Origin of the sequence: Pseudomonas sp. GGS8, from assembly GCF_024168645.1 — a bacterium.
In the GTDB taxonomy this organism is placed as follows: Bacteria; Pseudomonadota; Gammaproteobacteria; order Pseudomonadales; family Pseudomonadaceae; genus Aquipseudomonas.
In genome coordinates this window covers 2,362,582-2,386,323 of the sequence record NZ_JALJWF010000001.1, presented here as the reverse complement: position 1 = coordinate 2,386,323, position 23,742 = coordinate 2,362,582, and the positions used below count along the sequence as shown (strand labels likewise).

The following is a 23,742-nucleotide window of genomic DNA, read 5'->3' as shown; positions in this document are numbered from 1 at the left end:
GCATCGCTTACGCCGGGCGAGCCAGCTCGCCCGGGCTGTTTATTTCCTTGCATGCGGACGTTCACTACCATGCTGATTGATCAGAAAATACCCTTAGGCCAGTACATCGCGGGCTTCGTCGAATGGTTGACGCAACACGGCGCCAGCACCTTCGACGCCATCGCCGTGTCACTGGAAACGATGATCCACGGCGTGACTTTTGCGCTGACCTGGTTCAACCCGCTGGCATTGATCGGCCTCATCGCGCTACTGGCACATTTCATTCAACGCAAATGGGGCCTGACCGTCTTCGTCATTGCCTCCTTTCTGCTGATCCTCAATCTGGGGTACTGGCAGGAAACCATGGAAACCCTCGCCCAGGTGCTGTTCGCGACCCTGGTCTGCGTGGTCATCGGCGTGCCGTTGGGCATCGTCGCCGCGCACAAACCGATGTTCTACACACTGATGCGCCCGGTACTCGATCTGATGCAGACCGTACCGACCTTCGTGTACCTCATTCCTACCCTGACCCTCTTCGGTCTGGGTGTGGTCCCAGGTCTGATCTCGACGGTAGTGTTCGCGATTGCCGCGCCTATCCGCCTGACCTACCTGGGCATCCGCGATGTGCCGCAAGAACTGATGGACGCCGGCAAGGCCTTTGGCTGCTCACGCCGTCAGCTGCTCTCGCGAATCGAACTGCCCCACGCCATGCCAAGCATCGCGGCCGGTATCACCCAGTGCATCATGCTGTCGTTGTCGATGGTGGTGATCGCGGCACTGGTGGGCGCCGACGGCCTGGGCAAACCCGTGGTCAACGCACTGAACACTGCTGATATCGCACTGGGCTTCGAAGCAGGCCTGGCGATCGTACTGCTGGCGATCATGCTCGACCGTATCTGCAAACAACCCGAAGCCAAAGTAGGGGGTGACGCATGAGCATTATTCGCTTCGAAGACGTGGACGTGATCTTCTCCAAGGATCCACGCGAGGCCCTGAAACTCCTCGACCAGGGCATGACCCGCAACGAGATCCTGAAAAAGACCGGGCAAATCGTCGGTGTCGAAAAGGCCAGCCTGGACATCGAGAAAGGTGAAATCTGCGTACTGATGGGATTGTCCGGCTCCGGCAAATCCAGCCTGTTGCGCTGCATCAACGGCCTCAACACCGTTAGCCGCGGCAAGTTGTTCGTCGAGCATGAAGGCAGGCAGATCGATATCGCATCCTGTACCCCGGCGGAACTGAAGATGATGCGCACCAAGCGCATCGCGATGGTGTTCCAGAAGTTCGCCCTGATGCCTTGGTTGACGGTGCGCGAAAACATCAGTTTCGGTCTGGAAATGCAGGGTCGCCCCGAGAAAGAACGCCGCAAACTGGTGGACGAGAAGCTTGAGCTGGTGGGCCTGACCCAGTGGCGCAACAAGAAACCCGACGAACTCTCCGGCGGCATGCAGCAGCGTGTCGGCCTGGCCCGCGCACTGGCGATGGACGCCGACATTCTGCTGATGGACGAACCGTTTTCGGCTCTCGACCCGCTGATCCGCCAAGGTCTGCAAGACGAACTGCTGGAACTGCAAAACAAGTTGAGCAAGACCATCGTCTTCGTGAGCCACGACCTCGATGAAGCCCTGAAGCTCGGCAGCCGTATCGCGATTATGAAAGACGGCCGGATCATCCAGTACAGCGTGCCGGAAGAAATCGTCCTGAACCCTGCGGACGATTACGTGCGCACCTTCGTCGCCCACACCAATCCGCTGAACGTCTTGTGTGGTCGCAGCCTGATGCGCACCCTGGACAACTGCAAACGCATCAACGGTTCGGTATGCCTGGATCCGGGCGGCGATTCGTGGCTGGACCTGGCCGAAGGCAACACCATCAAAGGTGCACGCCAGAACGGCTCGAGCCTGGACCTGCAGAACTGGATACCGGGCCAAGCGGTTGAAGGCCTGGGTCGTCGACCAACACTGGTGGACTCCAACATCGGCATGCGCGATGCCCTGCAGATTCGTTACCAAACCGGCAACAAGCTGGTGCTGCACGACAACAACAAAGTGGTCGGGATCCTCGGCGACAGCGAGCTGTACCACGCGCTGCTCGGCAAGAACCTGGGGTAAGCAAGACAGCAGACAAAAAAACGCCGCGAGATGATCGCGGCGTTTTTGTTTATGGGGTATCGGGTCAATCAGCTTTGCCAGTGATGGCCCCTTCGCGGGCAAGCCCGCTCCCACAGGGGTCGATGTCGTGACCAATATTTGTGTCACAACCTTGATCCTGTGGGAGCGGGCTTGCCCGCGATGAATGCGACACGGTGCTTCAGACAGAAACACCGCATCTCTTACAACTCAGCTATAAACCCGCCCAAGCAGCTGCCGATGGCTTTCAAACTGATCGAGCACGTCACGTGTGATCTGATCCTGAGTGAAGCCCATCAAGTCATAGTCCTGGCTGCCGTTGTGCAGGTATACCTCGGCGCGGTAGTAACGTGCGCGCGGCTCATTGGCACTTTCGGCCGACACCGTTTCACTCGCCGCCGCCAGATAACCGTCCAGGCTCACTTCGTAGACAAACGGGTTGCCCTCTTCCATCTCAATCCGCAAGCCCATGCAACGCTTGGCTTTACCCAGCAACGTTTGCACGTCCAGGCCCTTGCCACGCAGTTGAACCACGGCCTCTTCCAGCGCCGGGCTGACTTGCTTGTCCATGAAGCGCTGAACGATCGACTGATTCGGTTGCAGATCCAGTTGAGTCAGACGCTCGCTGAAACCACGACGACCACGCGCCGCCAGTTCCGCTTGCTCCTGCTCGATCTGCACGTCCTGGCGCATAGCCTTGTGCAAGCCGAACATGAAGAACACCAGCACCACTGAGAACGGCAGCCCCGCCAGCACCACCATGGTTTGCATGGCTTCGAAGTTACCGGCGAACAGCAAACCGATGGTCACCAGGGTGATCACCACCGACCAGAAAATCCGCAGCCAGTGCGGCGCGTCTTCGTCGACGTTGCCGCCCTTGCACGAAAGGTTGGCCATCATCACCGCGCCGGAGTCCGCCGGGGTCAGGAACAGCACGAAGCCGACAAAAATCGACACGCCGATGACCACCTTCGACGCCGGGTAATGCTCAAGCAGCTGGTAGATCGCCATCGACGGTTGCTCCAGCGCCGTCTTCCCGAGTTCCACCGCCCCATGGTTCATCACCAGGTCCAGGGCCGAGTTACCGAAGATCGACAGCCATGCCAAGGTGAAACCCAGCGGGATCAGCAGCACACCGGCGACCAGTTCACGCACCGTGCGACCACGGGAAATACGCGCGATGAACATGCCGACAAATGGCGCCCAGGAAATCCACCAGGCCCAATAGAACAGGGTCCACAGACCCAGCCAGCGGTCGGACTTCTCACTGTCGCCTTCGTACACGTAGAGGTCGAAGGTCTTCAGCACCACGCCATTCAGGTAGTCGCCGATGTTCTGCACAAAGCCGTTGAGCAGGTGCAGGGTCGGACCGAACAACAGCACGAAAATCAGCAGACCGCTGAACAGCACGATGTTCAGGTTGGACAGACGGCGAATGCCATTTTCCACCCCGGACACGGCCGCGATGGTCGCCACGGTGCTCATCACGATGATCACGATCAGCAGGTTGGTGTTGCTGTGCGCCATGCCGAACAGGTTTTCCAGCCCCGACGACACTTGCAGCGAACCGATCCCCAGGTTCGTCACCAGCCCCAGCAAGGTCACGAACATACCGAAGCCGTCCACCGCATGGCCGGCCGCGCCTTTGACCCAACGCTCGCCGACCAGCGGATACAGCGCCGAGCGCAACGCCAGCGGCTGGTTATGACGGTAAGCAAAGTACGCCACGGCCAGGCCGACCAAGGCGTAGATCGCCCAGCCATGCAGGCCCCAATGCAGGAACGTCAGCTGCACCGCCTGACGCGCGGCAAGGTTGCTGCCGGCCGCGCCTTCCGGCGGATTGAAGTAGTGGTCCAGCGGCTCGGACGCACCGAAGTACAACAACGAGATGCCGATACCCGACGAGAACAGCATCCCCGCCCAGGCGCCGTAGCTGAAATCCGGGGTATCGTCCTTGCTGCCCAGCTTGAGCTTGCCGTAAGACGAAAACGCCAGGCCGACGACAAAAACCAGGTAGGCGGCGATCACCACCATGTAGTACCAGCCGAAGCTGCGGGACAACCAGGCCTGGGCGATGCCGAGCATTCTGCCGGCCTCTTGCGGGGCGATGATCAGAATAGCGGTCAACAGCAGGATCAGCGCGGTAGAGGTGTAGAACACCCAACCGTTGACCGTCACCTTCTCGGGTGGGGTCTTTATTAGAGAGGCAGAACTCATGGCACAGATGCTCCGGGCAGTGCGAGAGAAGAACACAAGGCAACGCGATACCCGACCAATCGATTAGTTGGCAGCCGACCGGCGGGTGATATAAAGACACCCCGAAAAAAGCCCGAGACCGCAGCAGCAGCGTTGAAAACCGACCTCGAAGATCGCGCGCGCGTACATGACGCATCGCATGACCCTGAGCGTCTTGCCCATTCAACACGTCCATCTCCATCGGTTCGCAGCATGCCCTGCTTAGGTTTCGAGCACTTTCGGATGTCGTTTTTCCGCCAACTACATGTAGGAAAAACCCGTAGGCAGCGACGAATTGTCGCAGATCTTATTCTTTGTTGATTGAACGTTCAATCAAAACAAAATAGACTGGCCCTCAATCCGGTAGCCGTATTTCGTCCACCGGAAGGCCTAAGGAGATGTGCAAGATGCCCAAGGTCGGTATGCAACCCATTCGCCGCCAGCAATTGATCGAAGCCACATTGCAGGCCGTCGATCAGGTCGGAATGGGGGACGCCAGCATTGCGCTGATCGCCCGTTTGGCCGGTGTCTCGAATGGCATCATCAGTCACTACTTTCAGGACAAGAACGGCCTGATCGCGGCCACCGCGCAGTACCTGATGAGTGTCCTCAGCGAGAACGTCACCGCGCGCCGTCTGGCGCTGGAGGACAACAGCCCACGGGCTCACCTCCAGGTGATTATCGAAGGCAACTTCGACGCCAGCCAGGTCAATGGCCCGGCAATGAAAACCTGGCTGGCCTTCTGGGCCACCAGCATGCACCACCCGTCTTTGCACAGGTTGCAGCGGATCAACGATCACCGTCTGTATTCCAACCTGTGCTGCCAGTTCCGCCGTGTGTTGCCGCTTGATCAAGCGCGCAGCGCCGCCCGTGGCCTGGCAGCCCTCATTGACGGTTTGTGGTTGCGCGGCGCGCTGTCGGGAGATGCTTTCGACACTGAGCAGGCGCACCAGATCGCTTACGAATACATGGATTTCCAATTGGCCAAGCAGGTGAGTTAGAGCACACATAATCGCTCAACCCCTGAACCGCTACCGACCGCGACGCCAATGCCGTACGGCACGCCCGGTGGTCAACGCCAACCACTTAATGCACTTGCGAGGACACTATGGCCCGTTTCGAACTGCAAAAACTCTACATCGACGGCGGTTACTCCGACGCCAGCAGCGACGCCACCTTCGAAGCCATCAACCCGGCTAACGGTGAAGTCCTCGCAACCGTACAGCGTGCGACCAAGGAAGACGTCGAGCGTGCAGTGGTCAGCGCCGAAAAGGGCCAGAAAATCTGGGCCGCGATGACCGCCATGGAGCGTTCGCGCATCCTGCGTCGTGCCGTGGACATCCTGCGCGAGCGCAACGATGAACTGGCCGCCCTGGAAACCCTGGACACCGGCAAGGCATACTCCGAAACCCGTTACGTCGACATCGTCACCGGCGCTGACGTGCTGGAATACTACGCAGGTCTGGTACCGGCCATCGAAGGCGAACAGATTCCGCTGCGCACCACCTCTTTCGTCTACACCCGTCGCGAGCCTCTGGGCATCGTCGCAGGCATCGGCGCGTGGAACTACCCGATCCAGATCGCCCTGTGGAAATCCGCGCCAGCCCTGGCGGCCGGTAACGCGATGATCTTCAAGCCAAGCGAAGTCACCTCGCTGACCACCCTGAAACTGGCCGAGATCTATACCGAAGCCGGCGTTCCGGCTGGCGTGTTCAACGTGTTGACCGGCAGTGGCCGTGAAGTCGGCACCTGGCTGACCGAGCACCCACGCATCGAAAAAGTCTCCTTCACCGGCGGCACCGACACCGGCAAGAAGGTCATGGCCAGCGCTTCCGGCTCCACGCTCAAAGACGTGACCATGGAATTGGGCGGCAAATCCCCGCTGATCATTTTCGATGACGCCGATCTCGATCGCGCCGCCGACACCGCCATGATGGCCAACTTCTACAGCTCCGGTCAGGTCTGCACCAACGGCACTCGCGTGTTCGTGCCGAGCCACCTGAAAGCCGCGTTCGAAGCCAAGATCGTTGAGCGCGTTGCGCGTATTCGCGTCGGCAATCCGGAAGACGAAAACACCAACTTCGGCCCGTTGGTGAGTTTTGCCCACATGGAAAGCGTGCTGGGTTACATCGCCAAAGGTAAGGAAGAAGGTGCTCGCCTGCTGTGCGGCGGCGCTCGTCTGACCGACGGCGAATTCGCCAAAGGCGCGTTCGTGGCACCAACCGTGTTCACCGACTGCACCGACGAGATGACCATCGTTCGCGAAGAAATCTTCGGCCCGGTGATGAGCATCCTGAGTTACGAAACCGAAGAAGAAGTGATCCGTCGTGCCAACGACACCGACTTCGGCCTGGCGGCTGGCGTGGTCACCAAAGACCTGAACCGCGCTCACCGCGTGATTCATCAGCTGGAAGCCGGTATCTGCTGGATCAACGCCTGGGGCGAGTCCGACGCCAAGATGCCGGTCGGCGGCTACAAGCAGTCGGGCGTGGGCCGTGAGAACGGCATCAGCTCGCTGAACAACTTCACCCGCATCAAATCGGTACAGGTCGAACTGGGCGATTACGCCTCGGTGTTCTAAAGCGGCATTTGCTTCGCCTGCGAGATCGCTATCGCAGGCAAGCCAGCTCCCACAGGTTTTGCGTCGTTCGCCAAATCTGTGGCAGCCCCGCCCTGTGGGAGCGTGGCTTGCCCGCGATCGAGTGCGGAGCACTCGCCTGACCTGACCAACTTCAAAGAGGGTGCATTCAATGTCCCAAGTATTCGATTACATCATCATCGGTGCCGGCTCCGCCGGTAATACCCTGGCGACCCGTCTGACTGAAGACGAAGGCGTCACCGTCCTGCTGCTCGAAGCGGGCGGCCCGGATTACCGTCTGGATTTCCGCACGCAAATGCCGGCCGCCCTGGCGTTCCCGCTGCAAGGTCGTCGTTACAACTGGGCCTACGAAACCGATCCAGAGCCACACATGGACGGTCGCCGGATGGAATGCGGTCGCGGCAAGGGCCTGGGTGGTTCTTCGCTGATCAACGGCATGTGCTACATCCGCGGCAACGCCATGGACTACGACAACTGGGCGAAACTGCCAGGCCTGGAAGACTGGACCTACCTCGACTGCCTGCCGTATTTCCGCAAGGCGGAAACCCGTGACATCGGCCCGAACGACTACCACGGTGGCGACGGCCCGGTCAGCGTGACCACGCCCAAAGCCGGCAACAACCCGCTGTTCCACGCGATGGTTGAAGCAGGCGTACAAGCCGGTTATCCGCGTACCGAAGACTTGAACGGTTACCAGCAGGAAGGCTTCGGCCCGATGGACCGTACCGTGACGCCGAACGGCCGTCGCGCCAGCACCGCTCGCGGTTACCTGGACATCGCCAAAAAGCGTTCGACCCTGACCATCGTCACCCACGCCCTGACCGACAAGATTCTGTTCGAAGGCAAGCGTGCGATCGGCGTGCGTTACCTGATCGGCGCCGCCGAAGAACGCGTTGAAGCCCGCGCCCGTAAAGAAGTGCTGCTGTGCTCCGGCGCCATCGCGTCACCGCAGATCCTGCAACGCTCCGGTGTCGGCCCGGCCGAACTGTTGAAAAAGCTCGATATTCCGGTGGTCCACGACCTGCCAGGTGTTGGCGAAAACCTGCAGGATCACCTCGAGTTGTACCTGCAATACGCCTGCACTCAACCGGTCTCGCTGTACCCGTCGCTGCTCCTGCACAACCAACCGGCCATCGGTGCCGAGTGGCTGTTCAACGGCACCGGCATCGGCGCCAGCAACCAGTTCGAAGCCGGCGGTTTCATTCGTACCCGTCCGGAATTCGAATGGCCGAACATCCAGTATCACTTCCTGCCGGTAGCGATTAACTACAACGGCAGCAACGGTGTGAAAGAGCACGGCTTCCAGGCGCACATGGGCTCCATGCGTTCGCCAAGCCGCGGCCGCATCCAGGCCAAGTCCAAGGATCCGCGCGAATACCCGAGCATCCTGTTCAACTACATGGCCACCGAGCAGGACTGGCAGGAATTTCGCGATGGCATCCGCCTGACCCGTGAAATCATGCAACAGCCTGCACTGGATGCCTTCCGTGGTCGCGAAATCAGCCCGGGCATCGACGTGCAAACCGATGAGCAGCTGGACAAGTTCATCCGCGAACACGCCGAAACCGCGTTCCACCCATCCTGCTCGTGCAAGATGGGCACCGACGAGATGGCGGTGGTCGATAGCGAAGGTCGTGTGCACGGCATGCAAGCCCTGCGCGTGGTCGATGCCTCGATCATGCCGATCATCACCACCGGCAACCTGAACGCGCCAACGATCATGATGGCCGAGAAAATCGCCGACAAGATCCGCGGTCGCAAGCCACTGCCACGCAGCAAGGCCAAATACTACGTGGCCGGTGATGCACCGGTGAAGGGCAAGCCGTTGCGGGATGTGAGCCCTGCCGCGCAGTAAGCCGTAACACCGCATCGCGGCCCATCGCGGGCAAGCCCGCTCCCACAGGTTCCGGGGTGGATTCGCAATTTGTGATCCACCCAAGCCCACTGTGGGAGCGGGCTTGCCCGCGATGGGGTCCGACCAGACGCCGCAGGCCAGGTAAACCCTTCCTACACCGCTCCGCCCTTGATCCTACCCCCCACGCAGGCCTAATCTAGTCCCCGCGCAAACGTTTCACCCTCCCCCTCGCAACATCGATTCGCCGCCGCTCCATACCAAGGAGGTTCCCGAATGTTCGATTTCCACCCCCAGCTCAAGCAGCGCTTCGCTGCGTTGCGCACGGGCGCTGAATTCTTTTCGCTGCGATATGTACGCGAGTCCGGCCAGTACCTGTCGGTGCGCAAGAACGTCGCCAAACCGCCGAGCCTGAGCCGGGACGAAGGTGCGATGCTAACCGTTCGGGTCAACGGCGTCGAAGCCTATGCCGCGACCAACGACTTGTCCCAGTCCGGGCTGCAAGCCGCGCTGGAGAAAGCCGAGCAACAAGCCCGTCGACTCAAGCCCCACGCGCTCCTCGACTTGCGTGAGCAAGCGGTTTCCAGCGACCGCGCCGACTATTTTTCGCCGAGCCTCGACCAGCCCTTCCCGTCTCTCAGCGATTGCTACCAACTGCTCGGCGCCGAATCCGCCGCCGTGCCCAAGGACGAACGCCTGGTGAACTGGCAGGCGAGCATCGGTATCACCCACGTCGAGCAGATCTACCTCAACAGCGCCGGCGCCGAACTGCGCCAGGCCCAGCGCTTCGTCTACCCGAGCATGGACGTCACCGCCTACGACGGCAGCGACAGCCAGACCCGCACCCTGGGCCGCGAGAATTTCGGTCAGCAGGGCGGCTTTGATGTGATCAGCCGTTGCGGCCTGATCGGCTCCGGCCCGAAAGTCGCCGACCAGGCGTTGCAATTGCTGCTGGCACCGAACACCCCGCAAGGCCCGCGCGACCTGTTGCTGATGCCCGACCAGATGATGCTGCAGATTCATGAGTCCATCGGTCACCCGTTGGAGCTGGACCGTATCCTCGGCGACGAACGCAATTACGCCGGTACCAGTTTCGTCAAGGCAGAAGACTTCGGCCGCCTGCAATACGGCTCCGCACTGCTCAATGTGACCTTCGACCCGGACATCCCCGAACAACTCGCCAGCTATGGCCATGACGACGACGGCACCGCCGCCAGCAAGCAATTCCTGATCAAGCAAGGTTTGCTGCTGCGGCCATTGGGCGGCGCACTCTCGCAGTTCCGGGCCGACCTTGACGGCGTGGCCAACAGCCGCGCCTGCGGCTGGAACCGTCCACCGATCGACCGCATGGCCAACCTCAACATCGAACCCGGCGATCAGCCGCTTGAACAACTGATCGGCAACATTGAGCACGGCATTTTGATGAGCACCAACCGTTCGTGGTCCATCGATGATGCGCGCAACAAATTCCAGTTCGGTTGCGAATGGGGCCAGTTGATCGAAAACGGCGAACTCAAAGGCGTGGTGAAGAACCCGAATTACCGGGCGATTTCCGCGCAATTCTGGAAGAGTCTGCGCGCCGTCGGTGACGCCAGCACCTTCAAGGTGTTGGGCACGCCGAACTGCGGCAAAGGCGAACCGAACCAGGTGATCCGCGTCGGCCATGCGTCGCCGGCCTGTGTGTTCAGCAACGTTGATGTGTTTGGGGGAGATGCCTGATGAGCACATTCAAAGGTCAGGCCGAATCGTTTAAAACATTGGTCAACTGGTTGCGCGAAGCGATTCGCGAACCTGAGCAATTCACCCTCAGCTACGCCGCCGAATCGTCGGCCTTCGTGCGGTTCAACCACGCCAAGGTGCGTCAGGCCGGGCAGGTGCAGCAGGCGGGCATCGGCTTCAAACTGATCAACGATGGGCGCCACGCCGACCTCGATATCACGTTGTCGGGCGATGCAGAAGTCGACCTTCAGCGTCTGGCCGAGGGGCTGCAGCAGTTGCGCGAAACCCTGCCGTTGCTGCCCCAGGACCCCTACCTGCTGCTCAACCATGACGACTGGCAGAGCAATAACGTGCAGGAACATCCGCTGCCGGACACCGAGCAGGTGGTCGCTGAAATCACTCAAGCCGCCGAGGGGCTCGATCTGGTCGGCTTCTATGCCGCCGGGCCGATCAGTCGCGGCTTCGCCAGCTCCTCGGGCGCGTTCGGCTGGCATCAGGCCAACAGCTTCAACTTCGACTTCAGCCTGTTCCATGAAAACGGTCAGGCGGTGAAAGCCAGCTACGCCGGGCACGACTGGAACAGCGATGGCTTTGCCCGGCGCTTCCAGCAGGCCCGTGAGCAGTTGGCGTTTCTGGGTCGGCCATTGCGCACACTGGCGCCGGGTCAGTACCGCGCCTACCTCGCGCCGGCGGCCCTGGAAGAAATCATGGGCATGCTCAGCTGGGGCGGGTTCTCGGCGCAGTCGATTGCCAGCAAGAGCAGTCCGTTGCAAAAACTCTACGGTGGTGACAGTTCGTTCAGTCCGTTGGTGTCTCTGGATGAAAAAGTCAGCGGTTCCCTGAGCCCGGCGTTCTCCGGTGAAGGTTATCAGCGCAGCGATCTGCGGCTGATTGTTGATGGCAAGGCGGGCGAGCAACTGGTCGGTTCACGCAGCGCCGCCGAATACGGCCTGACCGCCAACGGCGCCGGCGGCGGTGAAGCGCCAAGTGCATTGAACATGGCAGCCGGCTCTTTGCCTGACGACGAGATTCTCAAGCAACTGGGCACCGGTTTGTACATCAGCAACCTGTGGTACCTGAACTACTCGGATCAACCGGCGGCGCGCCTGACCGGCATGACACGGTTCGCGACCTTCTGGGTCGAGAACGGCGAGATTCAGGCGCCGGTCAGCACCATGCGTTTCGATGACAGCGCCTACAGCCTGCTCGGCTCGCAGCTGGAAGCGTTGACCGAGGAACGCGAGCTGATGTTGTCGGCCAGCACCTACAGTCAGCGCAACACGTCTTCGGCATTGCTGCCGGGAGCGCTCGTCAGCCGATTGACCTTGACCCTGTAAACACAAAACCTTGTGGCGAGGGGGCTTGCCCCCGTTCGACTGCGTAGCAGTCGTAAATCCGGTGAGTGCGGTCTGTCTGACGGAGCGCGTTTGCCGGTCTGGGGCCGCTTCGCAGCCCAACGGGGGCAAGCCCCCTCGCCACAGGGACCGAGCACTACCTGACAAAGAGGCCCCATGCCCAACCGCCAACCCCTCGACGCTGTCACCGCCCGCTGGTTGCCGTGGGTCGTGGCCATTGCCTTTTTCATGCAGTCCCTCGACGGGACGATCCTCAACACCGCCCTCCCCGCCATGGCCCGGGACCTGGCCGAAGACCCGCTGCGCATGCAGGGTGTGATCATCGCCTACATGCTCACCGTCGCCTTGTTGATCCCCGCCTCTGGCTGGATCGCCGACCGTTTCGGCACCAAGAAAATCTTCTTCGGCGCCATCCTGTTGTTCAGCATCGGCTCATTGCTCTGCGCCCTGTCGAGCACTCTGAGCATGCTGATCGGCGCCCGGGTGATCCAGGGCCTGGGCGGCGCCTTGATGCTGCCGGTCGGACGATTGGTGGTGCTGCGCGCGTATCCGCGCTCGGATCTCGTGCGGATCATGGGGTTCATCACCATTCCCGGCCTGCTCGGCCCGCTGATCGGCCCGACCATGGGCGGCTGGATGGTGCAATACCTGACCTGGCACTGGATCTTCCTGATTAACCTGCCGGTGGGTGTGATCGGCTGCTATGCGGTGTGGAAATTCATTCCCGACCTGCGCGGCAGTGAACGCACCCGCTTCGATAGCCTGGGCTTTTTGCTGTTCGGCGCAGCGATGGTGCTGATCACCATCGCCATGGAAGGCCTCGGCGAACTGCATTTACCGCACTTGCGGGTGATGTTGCTGTTGTTTGCCGGCATGGCCTGTCTGGCGGCGTATTGGCTGCGGGCCGGGCACACCGACAATCCGTTGTTTGCGCCATCGCTGTTCAAGACCCGGACGTTTGCCGTGGGCATCCTCGGCAATCTGTTCGCCCGGTTGGGCAGCGGCGCATTGCCGTTCCTGGTGCCGTTGCTGTTGCAAGTGGCGCTGGGTTATTCACCGTCACAGGCCGGGATGAGCATGCTGCCCCTGGCCGCTGCGGCAATGGTCGCCAAATCGGTGGCGCGGCCGCTGATCGAACGTTTCGGCTACCGCATCGTGCTGACCGGCAACACCCTGGCGCTGGGGATCATGCTGGCGAGCATGGGCCTGGTCAGCGAGCAGACGCCGTATTGGCTGCTGCTGGGCCAGTTGGCGATTCTGGGGGCGATCAACTCCTTGCAGTTCACCGCGATGAATACCGTGACACTGATCGACCTCGACGACGCCAGCGCCAGCAGCGGCAACAGCTTGCTGTCGGTGGTAGCGCAATTGTCCTTGAGCCTGGGCGTGGCGTGCGCCGGTGCGCTGCTCGGCGGCTTCACGGCGGAGATGGGCAACGACGGCGTGGACACGGTGCTGGGCGCGTTCCAGCTGACTTTTGTGACGGTAGGAATCATGGCGATGCTGGCTGCAACGATCTTCTCGCAACTGTCCAGAACGGACGGACGGCGCGAGCATCCGGAAGAACACATAGAGCCTTAGTTTCCAGACGATAAGTGCCTGCGCTCGACCATGCAGCCTTGAAAACAGACTCGAAATGCTCATTGACTAAAGCCAACTCCGCTTTCTCGCCTGTTTTCGCCTTGCCTGGCCTTCGCTCGGCGACTTCTCGTCTGGAAACTACGGGCGAATGGCCATGGGACTGATACACTGCGCGACATTTTGTTTTGCAGGCCAGTCCCGTGACCACCATCGCCACCGCTTTTAATACTTTGCCGCTGTCCGCCGCCATGCTGGCTAACCTCGACTCCCTCGGTTATGCCCAGATGACGCCGATCCAGGCGCAAAGCTTGCCGGTGATCCTCAAGGGGATGGACCTGATCGCCCAGGCCAAGACCGGCAGCGGCAAGACCGCGGCCTTCGGTATCGGCCTGCTGAACCCGATCAATCCACGCTTCTTCGGTTGTCAGGCACTGGTCATCTGCCCGACCCGTGAGCTGGCCGACCAGGTCGCCAAGGAAATCCGTCGCCTGGCCCGTTCCGAAGACAACATCAAGGTCCTGACCCTGTGCGGCGGGGCGTCTTTCGGCCCCCAGATCGGCTCGCTGGAGCACGGCGCGCACATCATCGTCGGCACTCCGGGGCGCATCCAGCAACACCTGCGCAAGGGTTCGCTGGTGCTTCACGGCCTGAACACGCTGATCCTCGACGAAGCCGACCGCATGCTCGACATGGGTTTCTACGATTCCATCGAAGAAATCATCGCCCAGTGCCCGGAACGTCGCCAGACCCTGCTGTTCTCCGCCACGTACCCGGTGGGCATCAAGCAGCTGGCGTCGAAGTTCATGCGCAATCCGCAGCAAGTGAAGGCCGAGGCGTTCCACGACGACACGCAGATCGAGCAGCGTTTCTACGAGATTTCCCCGGAAGAGCGCATGAGCGCGGTGACCAAGGTGCTCGGCCACTTCCGTCCGGCGTCCTGCGTGGCCTTCTGCTTCACCAAGCAGCAGGTTCAGGAAACCGTCGATCACCTGACGTCCAAAGGCATCTCCGCCGTCGGCCTGCACGGCGATCTGGAACAGCGTGACCGCGACCAGGTGTTGGCGATGTTCGCCAACCGCAGTACGTCGGTACTGGTCGCCACCGACGTTGCCGCACGTGGCCTGGACATCGATGCGCTGGACATGGTGATCAACGTCGAACTGGCCCGTGACTCGGAAATCCACATTCACCGTGTCGGCCGTACCGGTCGCGCCGGTGAGAAAGGCATTGCGATCAGTCTGGTTGCACCGTCCGAAGCCCACCGCGCCCAGGCCATCGAGCAACTGCAGAAGTCGCCGTTGAATTGGGATCAGGTGGATAACCTCACGTCCCAGGGCGCCGGGCCGCTGCTGCCAGTGATGAGCACACTGTGCATTGGTGCGGGCCGTAAAGACAAAGTGCGTCCGGGCGACATTCTCGGCGCACTGACCGGTGAGGCGGGCATTCCCGGCGCCCAGGTCGGCAAGATCGCGATTTTCGACTTCCAGGCCTATGTGGCCGTGGAACGCGGCATCGCCAAGCAAGCCTTGCAGCGCCTGAACGACGGTAAAATCAAAGGCCGTTCGCTGCGCGTTCGCATCCTGTAAGAACAGCGCACTTCCCTGTGGGAGCGGGCTTGCCCGCGATGAGGCCAGCACATTCAACATCAATGTTGTCTGTCAGTCCGCCATCGCGGGCAAGTCGAATCGTCGCACCGCCGCTTCCACATTGGTTTGCCGGTGAATTTAAAATTTGTGTGAGGACACCGTTTTGCGCTCTACCGAAGTCGTGATCATTGGCGCTGGCGCCGCAGGATTGATGTGCGCGCTGACCGCCGCCGGGCGCGGGCGCAAGGTGCTATTGCTCGACCACGCGAACAAGGCCGGCAAGAAAATCCTCATGTCGGGCGGTGGCCGCTGCAACTTCACCAACATGTACACCGAACCGGGCAATTTCCTCTCGCAGAACGCCCATTTCTGCAAATCTGCGTTGGCGCGTTATACCCAGTGGGACTTCATCGGTCTGGTGGCCAAACACGGTGTGCCGTACCACGAGAAAAAACTCGGCCAGTTGTTCTGCGATAACAAATCCAGCGACATCCTCGACATGCTGCTCGACGAGTGCAATCAGGTTGGCGTCAGCTTGCACCTGGACACCTCGATCCAGACCATCGAGAAGCTCGAAAGCGGTTATCTGCTGGATACCACGCTAGGCCAGATCACTTGCCAATCCCTGGTGATCGCCACCGGCGGCCTGTCGATTCCGACCCTCGGCGCCACCGGTTTCGGCTATCAGGTGGCCAAACAGTTCGGCCACGACCTGCTGCCAACCCGCGCCGGCCTCGTGCCATTCACCATCACCGATCAGCTCAAGGAGCTTTGCACCGAGCTGTCCGGTACGTCGGTGGATTGCCTGGTGAGCTGCAACGACCAGAGTTTCCGCGAGAACATCCTGTTCACCCACCGCGGCCTCAGCGGCCCGGCGATTTTGCAGATTTCTTCGTTCTGGGAATCCGGCGACACGGTAGAGATCAACCTGATGCCGGATCACGACGTACCGAGCTGGCTGCAACAACAGCAAGTCGAGCGCCCGAACAGCGAATTGAAAACCCTGCTCGGTGAAATCTTCACCAAGAAGATGGCCAACCTGCTGGCGGACAACTGGTTCGTCTCCAAACCGATGAAGCAGTACACCCACGCGGAAATTGCCGACATCGCCGAAAAACTGGCGAGCTGGAAAGTGGTGCCCGCCGGCACTGAAGGCTACCGCACGGCCGAAGTGACCCTGGGTGGCGTCGACACGCGCGAGGTATCGTCCAAGACCATGGAATCGCTGAAAAGCCCTGGCCTGTATTTCATCGGCGAAGTGCTCGACGTCACCGGGCATCTGGGCGGTTTCAACTTTCAGTGGGCCTGGGCCTCCGGTTACGCGGCGGCGCAGTACGTCTGACTCAACCAATAATCTGTGGGAGCGAGCCTGCTCGCGATAGCGGTCTGACCGTCGACATCAATGTTGAATGTGCCGGCCTCATCGCGAGCAGGCTCGCTCCCACATTGGTTATGTGTTGAGCTTGAAGGAACAGATTTTGCTATCTGATGTGATCGGCGCCATTGCGTCGGCGTCATTAGTGGCTCAATTTAGCGTCATTGCCTCGGAAGGCCTTCGCACTTCATGTCATCGACCACATTTCGGCAGTCTCTGCGTCGCCTCTGGGCGCTGGATAAATTCAGTTACAGCGTTCGGGTATTCATCGCCCTGACCGGCACCATGGCGCTGTGTTGGTATCAGGATCAAATGGGGCTGCTGATCCCGCTGTTCCTGGGGATCATCGCCAGCGCCCTGGCCGAAACCGACGACAGTTGGCAGGGCCGCCTCAATGCGCTGGCCGTGACGCTGGTGTGTTTCATGGTCGCGGCCCTGTCCGTCGAACTGCTTTTCCCCTACCCCATCCTCTTTATCATCGCCTTTGCCCTGGCCAGTTTCTGCCTGACCATGCTCGGCGCGCTGGGCGAACGTTATGGCGCGATTGCATCAGCGACGCTGATTCTGTCGGTCTACACCATGATCGGCGTGGACCAGCGCGGCGGCGCGGTCACTGATTTCTGGCACGAGCCGGTACTGCTGGTGGCCGGTGCGGCGTGGTATGGCTTGCTTTCGGTGCTGTGGCAGGCGCTGTTTTCCAACCAGCCGGTGCAACAGAGCCTGGCGCGGTTGTTCCGTGAACTGGGTTATTACCTGAAACTGAAATCATCGCTGTTCGAACCGATCCGGCAGTTGGACGTGGAAGCGCGCCGCCTGGAACTGGCCCAGCAGAACGGTCGGGTGGTGGCGGCCCTGAACGCCGCCAAGGAAATCATTCTGCACCGGGTCGGCGATGGCCGACCGGGCGCGAAAGTCAGCCGCTACCTGAAACTGTACTTCCTCGCCCAGGACATCCACGAGCGCGCCAGCTCCTCGCACTACCCTTACAACGCGCTGGCCGAGGCGTTCTTCCACAGTGACGTGCTGTTCCGCTGTCAGCGCCTGCTGCGCCAGCAAGGCAAGGCGTGCCGCGCATTGGCAGAATCGATCCAGATGCGCCAGCCGTTCACTTATGACGCCAGCTTCGCCGAAGCCCTGAGCGACCTGCACGCCTCCCTCGAACACCTGCGCATCCAGAGCAACCCGGCGTGGCGCGGTCTGCTGCGGTCGTTGCGGGCATTGGCCGCCAACCTCGGCACCCTCGACCGTTTGCTCAGCGACGCCAGCAACCCCGATGCGCTCGCAGACGCCACCGACAGCAGCCTGCTCGACCGTTCGCCACGCAGCCTCAAGGATGTGTGGATTCGCTTGCGCACACAGCTGACGCCGACGTCCTTGTTGTTCCGCCACGCCCTGCGCCTGCCCCTGGCATTGAGCATCGGCTACGCGATGGTGCATTTGATCCACCCCTCGCAAGGTTACTGGATCATCCTCACCACGCTGTTTGTCTGTCAGCCGAACTACGGCGCCACCCGCCGCAAACTGGGCCAGCGGATCATCGGCACCGCCATCGGCCTGACCGTGGCCTGGGCGCTGTTCGATCTGTTCCCGAACCCGTTGATCCAGTCGAGCTTCGCCATCGTTGCCGGGGTGGTGTTCTTTACCAACCGCACCACCCGCTACACCCTGGCGACTGCCGCCATTACGATCATGGTGCTGTTCTGCTTCAACCAGGTGGGCGACGGTTACGGGCTGCTCCTGCCACGACTGTTCGATACCTTGCTCGGCAGCCTGATCGCGGGGCTGGCGGTGTTCCTGTTTCTGCCGGACTGGCAGGGGCGACGCCTGAACAAAGTGCTGGCCAATACCCTGACCTGCAACAGCATTTACCTGCACCAGATCATGCAGCAATACGCCGCCGGTAAAAGCGATGACCTGGCTTACCGCCTGGCCCGACGCAACGCGCACAACGCCGACGCGGCGTTGTCGACGACGCTGGCCAACATGCTGATGGAGCCGGGGCACTTCCGTAAGGAAGCGGATGTCGGGTTCCGTTTCCTGGTGTTGTCACACACCTTGCTCAGCTATTTGTCGGGCCTGGGGGCACACCGTGAAACCCAACTGCCGTCGGATGTGCGAGAGCACTTGATCGACGGCGCCGGTGTGAGCCTGGCCGCCAGCCTCGACGCAATCGCCCAGGGTCTGGCGAGCAAACAGCCGATTGCAATTCAGAGTGATGAGGAAGAAGCGCTGGCCAATGAGCTTGAGCAGATGCCGGATGAAATCGATGAAGGGCAGCGCCTGGTGCAGACGCAACTGGCGTTGATCTGCCGGCAACTGGGGCCGTTGCGGACGCTGGCGGCGCATCTCATCAAGGACACCAGCGAGACTTGAGCGCCGTGGCGACTGGCCTGACGTCATCGCGGGCAAGCCACGCTCCCACAGCTTTGTGCAAATCCTGTGGGAGCCGGGCTTGCCCGCGATGAGGCCAGCAGCTTCAACACAAACACCGGATCAAACCCATTACATCCCATGCTGCCTGAGCAACTTCTCATAACTCCCATCAGCCTTCATCGCCGCAATCTCGCGGTCGAAACCGGCGACGATCTGTTCATGCTGCGGATTTTTCAGGCTCACCAGAATATGCAGGCTGTTCTCGCTCAACGGCTTGGGCAGAAACTCCACGGCATTGCGCACTTTGGGTGATTCCCGCGCGAGGTAATACCGGGCGACGAACTCGTCTTCCAGGGTCAGCTTGACCCGATCGGCCGCAACCATGCGCACGGCCATGGCGAAGTTATGCACCGGGACTTTCTGCAACGACACATCGTCGTCAAATTCGTGCGAATAGGCATAACCGCGTACCACCGCTATCGGGTAGGTGTGCAGTTGTTGCAGGTTGCTGAATTCGATTGGCGTGTCTTTGCGCTTGAGAAAGCGCACGCGGTTGAGCAGGTACTCACCGGAAAATTGCCCCAGCTTCGTGCGCTCGTCGGTGTACCAGGTGTTGATCAGTACGTCGTAACGTCCCTCGCCGACCCCAAGCAAGGCTCGCGCCCACGGCACCTGTTCGAAATCGCTGGCGTAACCGGCCCGGGCCAGCGCGGTGCTGACGATGTCCGTAGCCACCCCGCCATTAACCAGCGTGGCATCGGTAAAGGGTGGCCAGGCATCGGCTACCAGACGCAGCTTTTCCGCGGCCGCGGTCTGTGTCAGCAACAGCAATCCGATCAAAGCAAACGCTCGACGCAATCGCGGCATGCCAGAAATCCTTAGCGGGCGAGCTGCCCAACGTGTTTTTCAGCCAAAACTCCAAGGCCCCTCTATCGGCGAACCCAGGTCCTAACATTAGCTCATTGAGGCCATTGCACAGCGCTTCATTGCAGATTACACAAAGAAGACAATTTCGCGAGAAATGAATGATGGCATTTTGGCCCTCATCACAGATTCTTCTGCCATAAAGACATCCCGTCTCAGGGCGCTTAGTATCGAAGCTACGTTGTTCAAGGAATGTGAAGATGACAATCGATTGGGTCTGCAAACACCACAGCGATCTGGGCAAAGAGCAGCTGTACGCCATTTTGCAGTTGCGCGCCGAGGTGTTCATCGTCGAGCAAAAATGCGCTTATCAAGACGTCGATGGTCAGGACCTGGAAGGTGACACCTGCCATTTGATGGGTTGGGACGGGGATCGGCTGATGGCCTACCTACGCTTGCTCGACCCGGAATTACAAGGCGGCGACGTGGTGATTGGCCGAGTGATCATTGCACCCCAGGCACGCGGTGCCGGGCTTGGGCATGAGTTGATGAACCAGGCGTTGAAACAGGCCGAGAAGCACTGGCCCGAGGTGCCTATCTACCTCTCGGCACAGGCGCATTTGCAGGGGTACTACGGGCGGTACGGGTTTGTGGTGGTGGGTGAGGAATACCTGGAGGATGAGATTCCGCATATCGGGATGCGTCGTCCTTGAGGGCCTCATCGCGGGCAAGCCCGCTCCCACAGGAACAGTGAACCCCCTGTAGGAGCGAGGCTTGCCCGCGAAGGCGTCATCTGCAACACCGCAAAACCTCAGGGATACTCCAGCACCGCTTTAATCTGCCGCAGATTACGCTCGATCCACCCCCGATCAATCGCCCCCCACTCGCGAATCCGATAGCGTCCCGCATGGTTGCGCGCGCCTTCTTCCTGCTCGAATTCACAAATGATATCCAGATCCGCCAACGCCGCGATGGTGTCCTGGGCCGTGCGCCGAGGCATGCCGGTCACCTCGGTCAACGCCGGGACGCTGCTGGCCAGCCCGCTGTCGATCAGGTACGCCACGTACAATCGGCGGTAGAAGCTGCTCTTGGTCTTGCTCACGTCCATCCATGCGCTCCCGATTAATTAGCAGATTTGTTCAGTGCATATCCCGCCACGTCAGGTACACCCGCAAATCGAACTCCACCTGGTGATACCCCGGCAACATGTGCTCGCACAGCTTGTAGAACGCCTTGTTGTGATCCGACTCTTTGAAGTGCGCCAGCTCGTGCACCACGATCATTTTCAGAAACTGCGGCGCCGCGTCCTTGAACAGCGAGGCGATGCGAATTTCTTTCTTGGCCTTGAGCTTGCCACCCTGCACCCGTGAGATCGCGGTGTGCAGACCGAGCGCGCGGTGGGTCAGGTCCAGGCGGTTGTCGAACAACACCTTGTCGATGGCCGGGGCGTTACGCAGGTATTCCTGCTTGAGGTCCAGGGCATAGGCGTATAGCGCCTTGTCGCTCTGCACCCCGTGTTTTTCCGGATAGCGCTGGCTCAGGTAATCGCCCAGCCGACCTTCGGCGATCAGCTGACGCACCTGGTCCTGCAACGCGGCGGGATAGGCCTGGAGGTATTTCAACACAGTCATTGGAGCGGCAACACGCGTCACGAAGAGGTCGCCAGTGTAGCGAATTCAACTCGTCAGCGCGCCCCAGTCGAACGGCTCGACAAAGTGACCGGTGTCCTCGGCCATCAACGGCCGCGCCACCAGAAAGCCCTGCACATATTGGCAACCGTTGGCTTGCAACCACTCATATTGCGCCACCGTTTCAACCCCTTCGGCGATCACCAGCAGACCTAACCGTTTGCACAAATCGATGACACTGCGTGCCAGCGCCGCATCCCGTTCGGAGCCCGGCAACCGGGCGATCAAATGCCGGTCGAGCTTTAGCGTGTCCAGTTCCAGGTCGCGCAAATGCGCCAGCGAACAAGCCCCGGAGCCGAAGTCATCCAGCGCCACCCGCACCCCCAGATTGCGCAGCAAACGCAGTTGTTTGCGGGTCTCGTCGGGGTTAGACATCAAGGCCTCTTCCGTGACCTCGACTTCCAGCTGCTGCGGCTTCAGGCCATGGCGTTCCAGCACCTGACGCAGCTCGGTGACCAGATTGGGCAAACCGAATTGCGTATTGCTCAAACTGACGCCCAGCACCAGGTCTTCGGCAAACAAGGTTTCCCAGGCTTTTCGCTGTTTGGCCCCGCGATGGTAAATCCAGCTTCCCAGGCGACTGATCAACCGCGCCTCTTCCAGCAACGGCAAAAACAGCCCTGGCGGCACATCGCCGACACTTGGGTGCTGCCAGCGCAGCAACGCTTCGAACCCGCGGATCTGGCCATCGGCAATCGCTACCTGGGGTTGATACACCAGGTTGAAATCGCGGTTCTCGATGGCCGTGCGCACGCTTTCTTCAAGCATCAGCCGCGAGCGCGCCCGACCGTTCATTTCGTGATCGTAGAAGCGATATTGCTGACGCCCGGCGCGTTTGGCTTCGTACATGGCAATGTCGGAAGCGCGCATCAGCCCGTCCAGATTAGCCCCGCAATCGGGATAAGTGGCGATGCCGATACTGGCGCCCAAGGCGATGTCCATGCCTTCGATCTGCTGACAGATCGACACCCGCTCGATGAGTTTCTCGGCAATCTTTGCCGCCTGCTCGGGAAGTTCAAGATCCAGCAGCGCAGTGAACTCATCGCCGCCCATCCGCGCCAGAATATCGAAGGGCCGCAGACAAGCCTTCAACTGCTCGGACACCCAGCGCAGCACCCGGTCACCGGCATCGTGGCCGAGAGAATCATTGACCCGTTTGAAACCGTCGAGGTCCAGGTACAACAGCACCCAGGTGCTGTCGGACCGTTCACCGCGCAGCAGCAGATTTTCAACAGTCTGGTAGAACCCCCGCCGATTGAGCAGCCCGGTCAGAGGATCGGTCACTGCCTGAAACTCAAGCTGCTGATGCAGATGGTGCACCACCGACATATCCAGCACCGTCACCACCATCGCATGTTGTTCGGCGGGTAACGGCGCGCAAGACAACGCCACCGGCACTTGCTGACCGGGCGCGGTGCGCAGCAGCGCATCGTGCAGGCGCAGGGTTTCACCGCGTTTGTAACCGGCAAACAACTCGGAATCGGCCCAGATCGGGATGTGCGGTTTTTGCAGGAAATCCAGAAACTCTTTGCCTTGCAGGTCGTTCACCGTGGCATTGAGCAAGCGAGACATCGCCGGGTTGGCGAAGCGAATCAGCCCGTCCTCACTCACCACCAGAATGCCTTCGGCCGCATTGTCCAGCACCGAGGCATTGAAGGCTCGGGCCACTTCCAGATCATGGCTCAACCGCTGCAACGCGCGGCGATTACGCTGGTGCTCGAGCAGGGCCTGGACTTTGAGTTTGAGAATTTGCGGGTCGAACGGTTTGAACAGGTAGTCCACCGCGCCACTGGCGTAGCCCTTGATCACGGCATCCTGGGATTGTTCGTTGGCGGTAAGAAAAATGATTGGCGTGAGACGGGTTCGCTGGCTGCCACGCATCAAGCGCGCCACTTCGAAACCGTCCATGCCCGGCATCTGCACATCCAGCAGCACCAGGTCGACATCGTGTTCGAGTAACAGGCCAAGGGCTTCAAAACCGGAAGCCGCGGTCATGACCTGCCAGTCCTGGCGTTGTAGCAACGCACGCATGCTGATCAGGTTTTCAGGGTAATCATCGACAATTAACAGGATTGAGTTGCCTTCAGCTGGCGTAGGTTGTGCGCATTCCATGCTGCATCTCTTGTTCGGGACGTCAGGCCGGCCTTTTGTTAAAACCGGTCACATATGCGACTTCACTCTAGACCCGGATCCAGGAAAGCAGAAGCCGCTGGTTTGCTATCACTTCGGTAAAGTTTCATATAGCCGACTAACGGTAAGTCCTACAAGCCTTATAAACCGGGAAGGATGGCATTTCGACAGGATGTTGACGCCAACCAACTGCCGGACGGGCATTAACAAACAGGCTTTCAGCGCTTATAAAGACCGCCTAGAAGGCGCGAGCTAGAGCTTCTGGCACGCACGTGCA

General features: G+C 60.4%; 17 protein-coding genes. 12 read left to right on the top strand and 5 right to left on the bottom strand.

What is annotated here, in order from left to right; translation table 11 throughout:
• The first annotated feature begins 69 nt into the window (after positions 1-69).
• Both choW and choV read left to right on the top strand, forming a co-directional pair.
• On the top strand, positions 70-915 hold the full coding sequence (gene choW / locus J3D54_RS10625; RefSeq protein WP_129440472.1) for a choline ABC transporter permease subunit: 846 nt from the start codon (positions 70-72) through the stop codon (positions 913-915).
• Positions 912-2,090: a choline ABC transporter ATP-binding protein gene (choV, locus tag J3D54_RS10620; RefSeq protein ID WP_253417915.1), complete on the top strand. Its 1,179-nt coding sequence runs from the start codon at positions 912-914 to the stop codon at positions 2,088-2,090. The genes choW and choV overlap by 4 nt, the downstream gene beginning before the upstream one ends.
• Positions 2,091-2,318: 228 nt before the next feature.
• On the opposite strand, the gene J3D54_RS10615 is transcribed toward choV, so the two are convergent.
• Positions 2,319-4,268, bottom strand: coding sequence for a BCCT family transporter (locus J3D54_RS10615; protein ID WP_253426578.1), 1,950 nt, complete (start codon positions 4,266-4,268; stop codon positions 2,319-2,321).
• 482 nt (positions 4,269-4,750) lie between these two features.
• On the opposite strand from J3D54_RS10615, the gene betI reads away from it, so the two are divergent.
• From betI to yccS, 9 genes are all read left to right on the top strand, one after another.
• Positions 4,751-5,344 carry a transcriptional regulator BetI gene (gene betI, locus J3D54_RS10610; protein ID WP_253417913.1) on the top strand — a complete coding sequence of 198 codons (594 nt, stop codon included), beginning with the start codon at positions 4,751-4,753 and terminating at the stop codon, positions 5,342-5,344.
• 107 nt (positions 5,345-5,451) lie between these two features.
• Positions 5,452-6,924 carry a betaine-aldehyde dehydrogenase gene (gene betB / locus J3D54_RS10605; RefSeq protein ID WP_253417911.1) on the top strand — a complete coding sequence of 491 codons (1,473 nt, stop codon included), beginning with the start codon at positions 5,452-5,454 and terminating at the stop codon, positions 6,922-6,924.
• A 169-nt stretch (positions 6,925-7,093) separates the two neighbouring features.
• Complete coding sequence (gene betA / locus J3D54_RS10600; protein ID WP_253417910.1) at positions 7,094-8,797, top strand: choline dehydrogenase; 1,704 nt, start codon at positions 7,094-7,096, stop codon at positions 8,795-8,797.
• Positions 8,798-9,070: 273 nt separating this feature from the next.
• Positions 9,071-10,513, top strand: a complete 1,443-nt coding sequence (locus J3D54_RS10595; protein WP_253417909.1) for a TldD/PmbA family protein — start codon at positions 9,071-9,073, stop codon at positions 10,511-10,513.
• Positions 10,513-11,850 carry a TldD/PmbA family protein gene (locus tag J3D54_RS10590; RefSeq protein WP_253417908.1) on the top strand — a complete coding sequence of 446 codons (1,338 nt, stop codon included), beginning with the start codon at positions 10,513-10,515 and terminating at the stop codon, positions 11,848-11,850. Before J3D54_RS10595 ends, J3D54_RS10590 begins: the two co-directional genes overlap by 1 nt.
• Before the next feature lie 174 nt (positions 11,851-12,024).
• Entirely contained in the window at positions 12,025-13,449 is a 1,425-nt protein-coding gene (mdtD, locus tag J3D54_RS10585) for a multidrug transporter subunit MdtD (RefSeq protein WP_253417907.1), read from the top strand.
• A 200-nt stretch (positions 13,450-13,649) separates the two neighbouring features.
• A complete protein-coding gene (gene dbpA, locus J3D54_RS10580) occupies positions 13,650-15,035 on the top strand; it encodes an ATP-dependent RNA helicase DbpA (protein WP_253417906.1) in 1,386 nt (461 codons plus the stop codon).
• Positions 15,036-15,198: 163 nt separating this feature from the next.
• Positions 15,199-16,377, top strand: coding sequence for an NAD(P)/FAD-dependent oxidoreductase (locus J3D54_RS10575; RefSeq protein ID WP_253417905.1), 1,179 nt, complete (start codon positions 15,199-15,201; stop codon positions 16,375-16,377).
• A gap of 222 nt (positions 16,378-16,599) precedes the next feature.
• A complete protein-coding gene (gene yccS / locus J3D54_RS10570) occupies positions 16,600-18,783 on the top strand; it encodes a YccS family putative transporter (protein WP_253417903.1) in 2,184 nt (727 codons plus the stop codon).
• Between the two features lie 129 nt (positions 18,784-18,912).
• On the opposite strand, the gene J3D54_RS10565 is transcribed toward yccS, so the two are convergent.
• Positions 18,913-19,650, bottom strand: a complete 738-nt coding sequence (locus tag J3D54_RS10565) for an ABC transporter substrate-binding protein (protein ID WP_253417901.1) — start codon at positions 19,648-19,650, stop codon at positions 18,913-18,915.
• Positions 19,651-19,907: 257 nt separating this feature from the next.
• Here J3D54_RS10565 and J3D54_RS10560 point away from each other — a divergent pair, with 257 nt between their 5' ends.
• Entirely contained in the window at positions 19,908-20,360 is a 453-nt protein-coding gene (locus tag J3D54_RS10560; protein ID WP_253417899.1) for a GNAT family N-acetyltransferase, read from the top strand.
• Between the two features lie 98 nt (positions 20,361-20,458).
• Here the strand turns inward: J3D54_RS10560 and J3D54_RS10555 are convergent, their stop codons facing one another.
• Genes J3D54_RS10555 through J3D54_RS10545 form a run of 3 tightly spaced genes read right to left on the bottom strand, consistent with a single transcriptional unit; the run spans position 20,459 to position 23,447 of the window.
• A complete protein-coding gene (locus J3D54_RS10555; protein ID WP_090178776.1) occupies positions 20,459-20,755 on the bottom strand; it encodes a helix-turn-helix domain-containing protein in 297 nt (98 codons plus the stop codon).
• A gap of 31 nt (positions 20,756-20,786) precedes the next feature.
• Entirely contained in the window at positions 20,787-21,278 is a 492-nt protein-coding gene (locus tag J3D54_RS10550) for a M48 family metallopeptidase (RefSeq protein ID WP_007937938.1), read from the bottom strand.
• Positions 21,279-21,323: 45 nt separating this feature from the next.
• Complete coding sequence (locus tag J3D54_RS10545; protein ID WP_253417898.1) at positions 21,324-23,447, bottom strand: bifunctional diguanylate cyclase/phosphodiesterase; 2,124 nt, start codon at positions 23,445-23,447, stop codon at positions 21,324-21,326.
• Positions 23,448-23,742: the final 295 nt, after the last annotated feature.

Excerpts from the sequence above, each read along its gene's own strand:
- mdtD (WP_253417907.1), top strand. The coding sequence starts at position 12,025 with ATGCCCAACCGCCAACCCCTCGACGCTGTCACCGCCCGCTGGTTGCCG.
- J3D54_RS10565 (WP_253417901.1), bottom strand. The coding sequence starts at position 19,650 with ATGCCGCGATTGCGTCGAGCGTTTGCTTTGATCGGATTGCTGTTGCTG.
- J3D54_RS10590 (WP_253417908.1), top strand. The coding sequence starts at position 10,513 with ATGAGCACATTCAAAGGTCAGGCCGAATCGTTTAAAACATTGGTCAAC.
- choV (WP_253417915.1), top strand. The coding sequence starts at position 912 with ATGAGCATTATTCGCTTCGAAGACGTGGACGTGATCTTCTCCAAGGAT.
- betI (WP_253417913.1), top strand. The coding sequence starts at position 4,751 with ATGCCCAAGGTCGGTATGCAACCCATTCGCCGCCAGCAATTGATCGAA.
- J3D54_RS10595 (WP_253417909.1), top strand. The coding sequence starts at position 9,071 with ATGTTCGATTTCCACCCCCAGCTCAAGCAGCGCTTCGCTGCGTTGCGC.
- betA (WP_253417910.1), top strand. The coding sequence starts at position 7,094 with ATGTCCCAAGTATTCGATTACATCATCATCGGTGCCGGCTCCGCCGGT.
- yccS (WP_253417903.1), top strand. The coding sequence starts at position 16,600 with ATGTCATCGACCACATTTCGGCAGTCTCTGCGTCGCCTCTGGGCGCTG.
- J3D54_RS10545 (WP_253417898.1), bottom strand. The coding sequence starts at position 23,447 with ATGGAATGCGCACAACCTACGCCAGCTGAAGGCAACTCAATCCTGTTA.
- choW (WP_129440472.1), top strand. The coding sequence starts at position 70 with ATGCTGATTGATCAGAAAATACCCTTAGGCCAGTACATCGCGGGCTTC.
- J3D54_RS10560 (WP_253417899.1), top strand. The coding sequence starts at position 19,908 with ATGACAATCGATTGGGTCTGCAAACACCACAGCGATCTGGGCAAAGAG.
- J3D54_RS10555 (WP_090178776.1), bottom strand. The coding sequence starts at position 20,755 with ATGGACGTGAGCAAGACCAAGAGCAGCTTCTACCGCCGATTGTACGTG.
- J3D54_RS10550 (WP_007937938.1), bottom strand. The coding sequence starts at position 21,278 with ATGACTGTGTTGAAATACCTCCAGGCCTATCCCGCCGCGTTGCAGGAC.
- betB (WP_253417911.1), top strand. The coding sequence starts at position 5,452 with ATGGCCCGTTTCGAACTGCAAAAACTCTACATCGACGGCGGTTACTCC.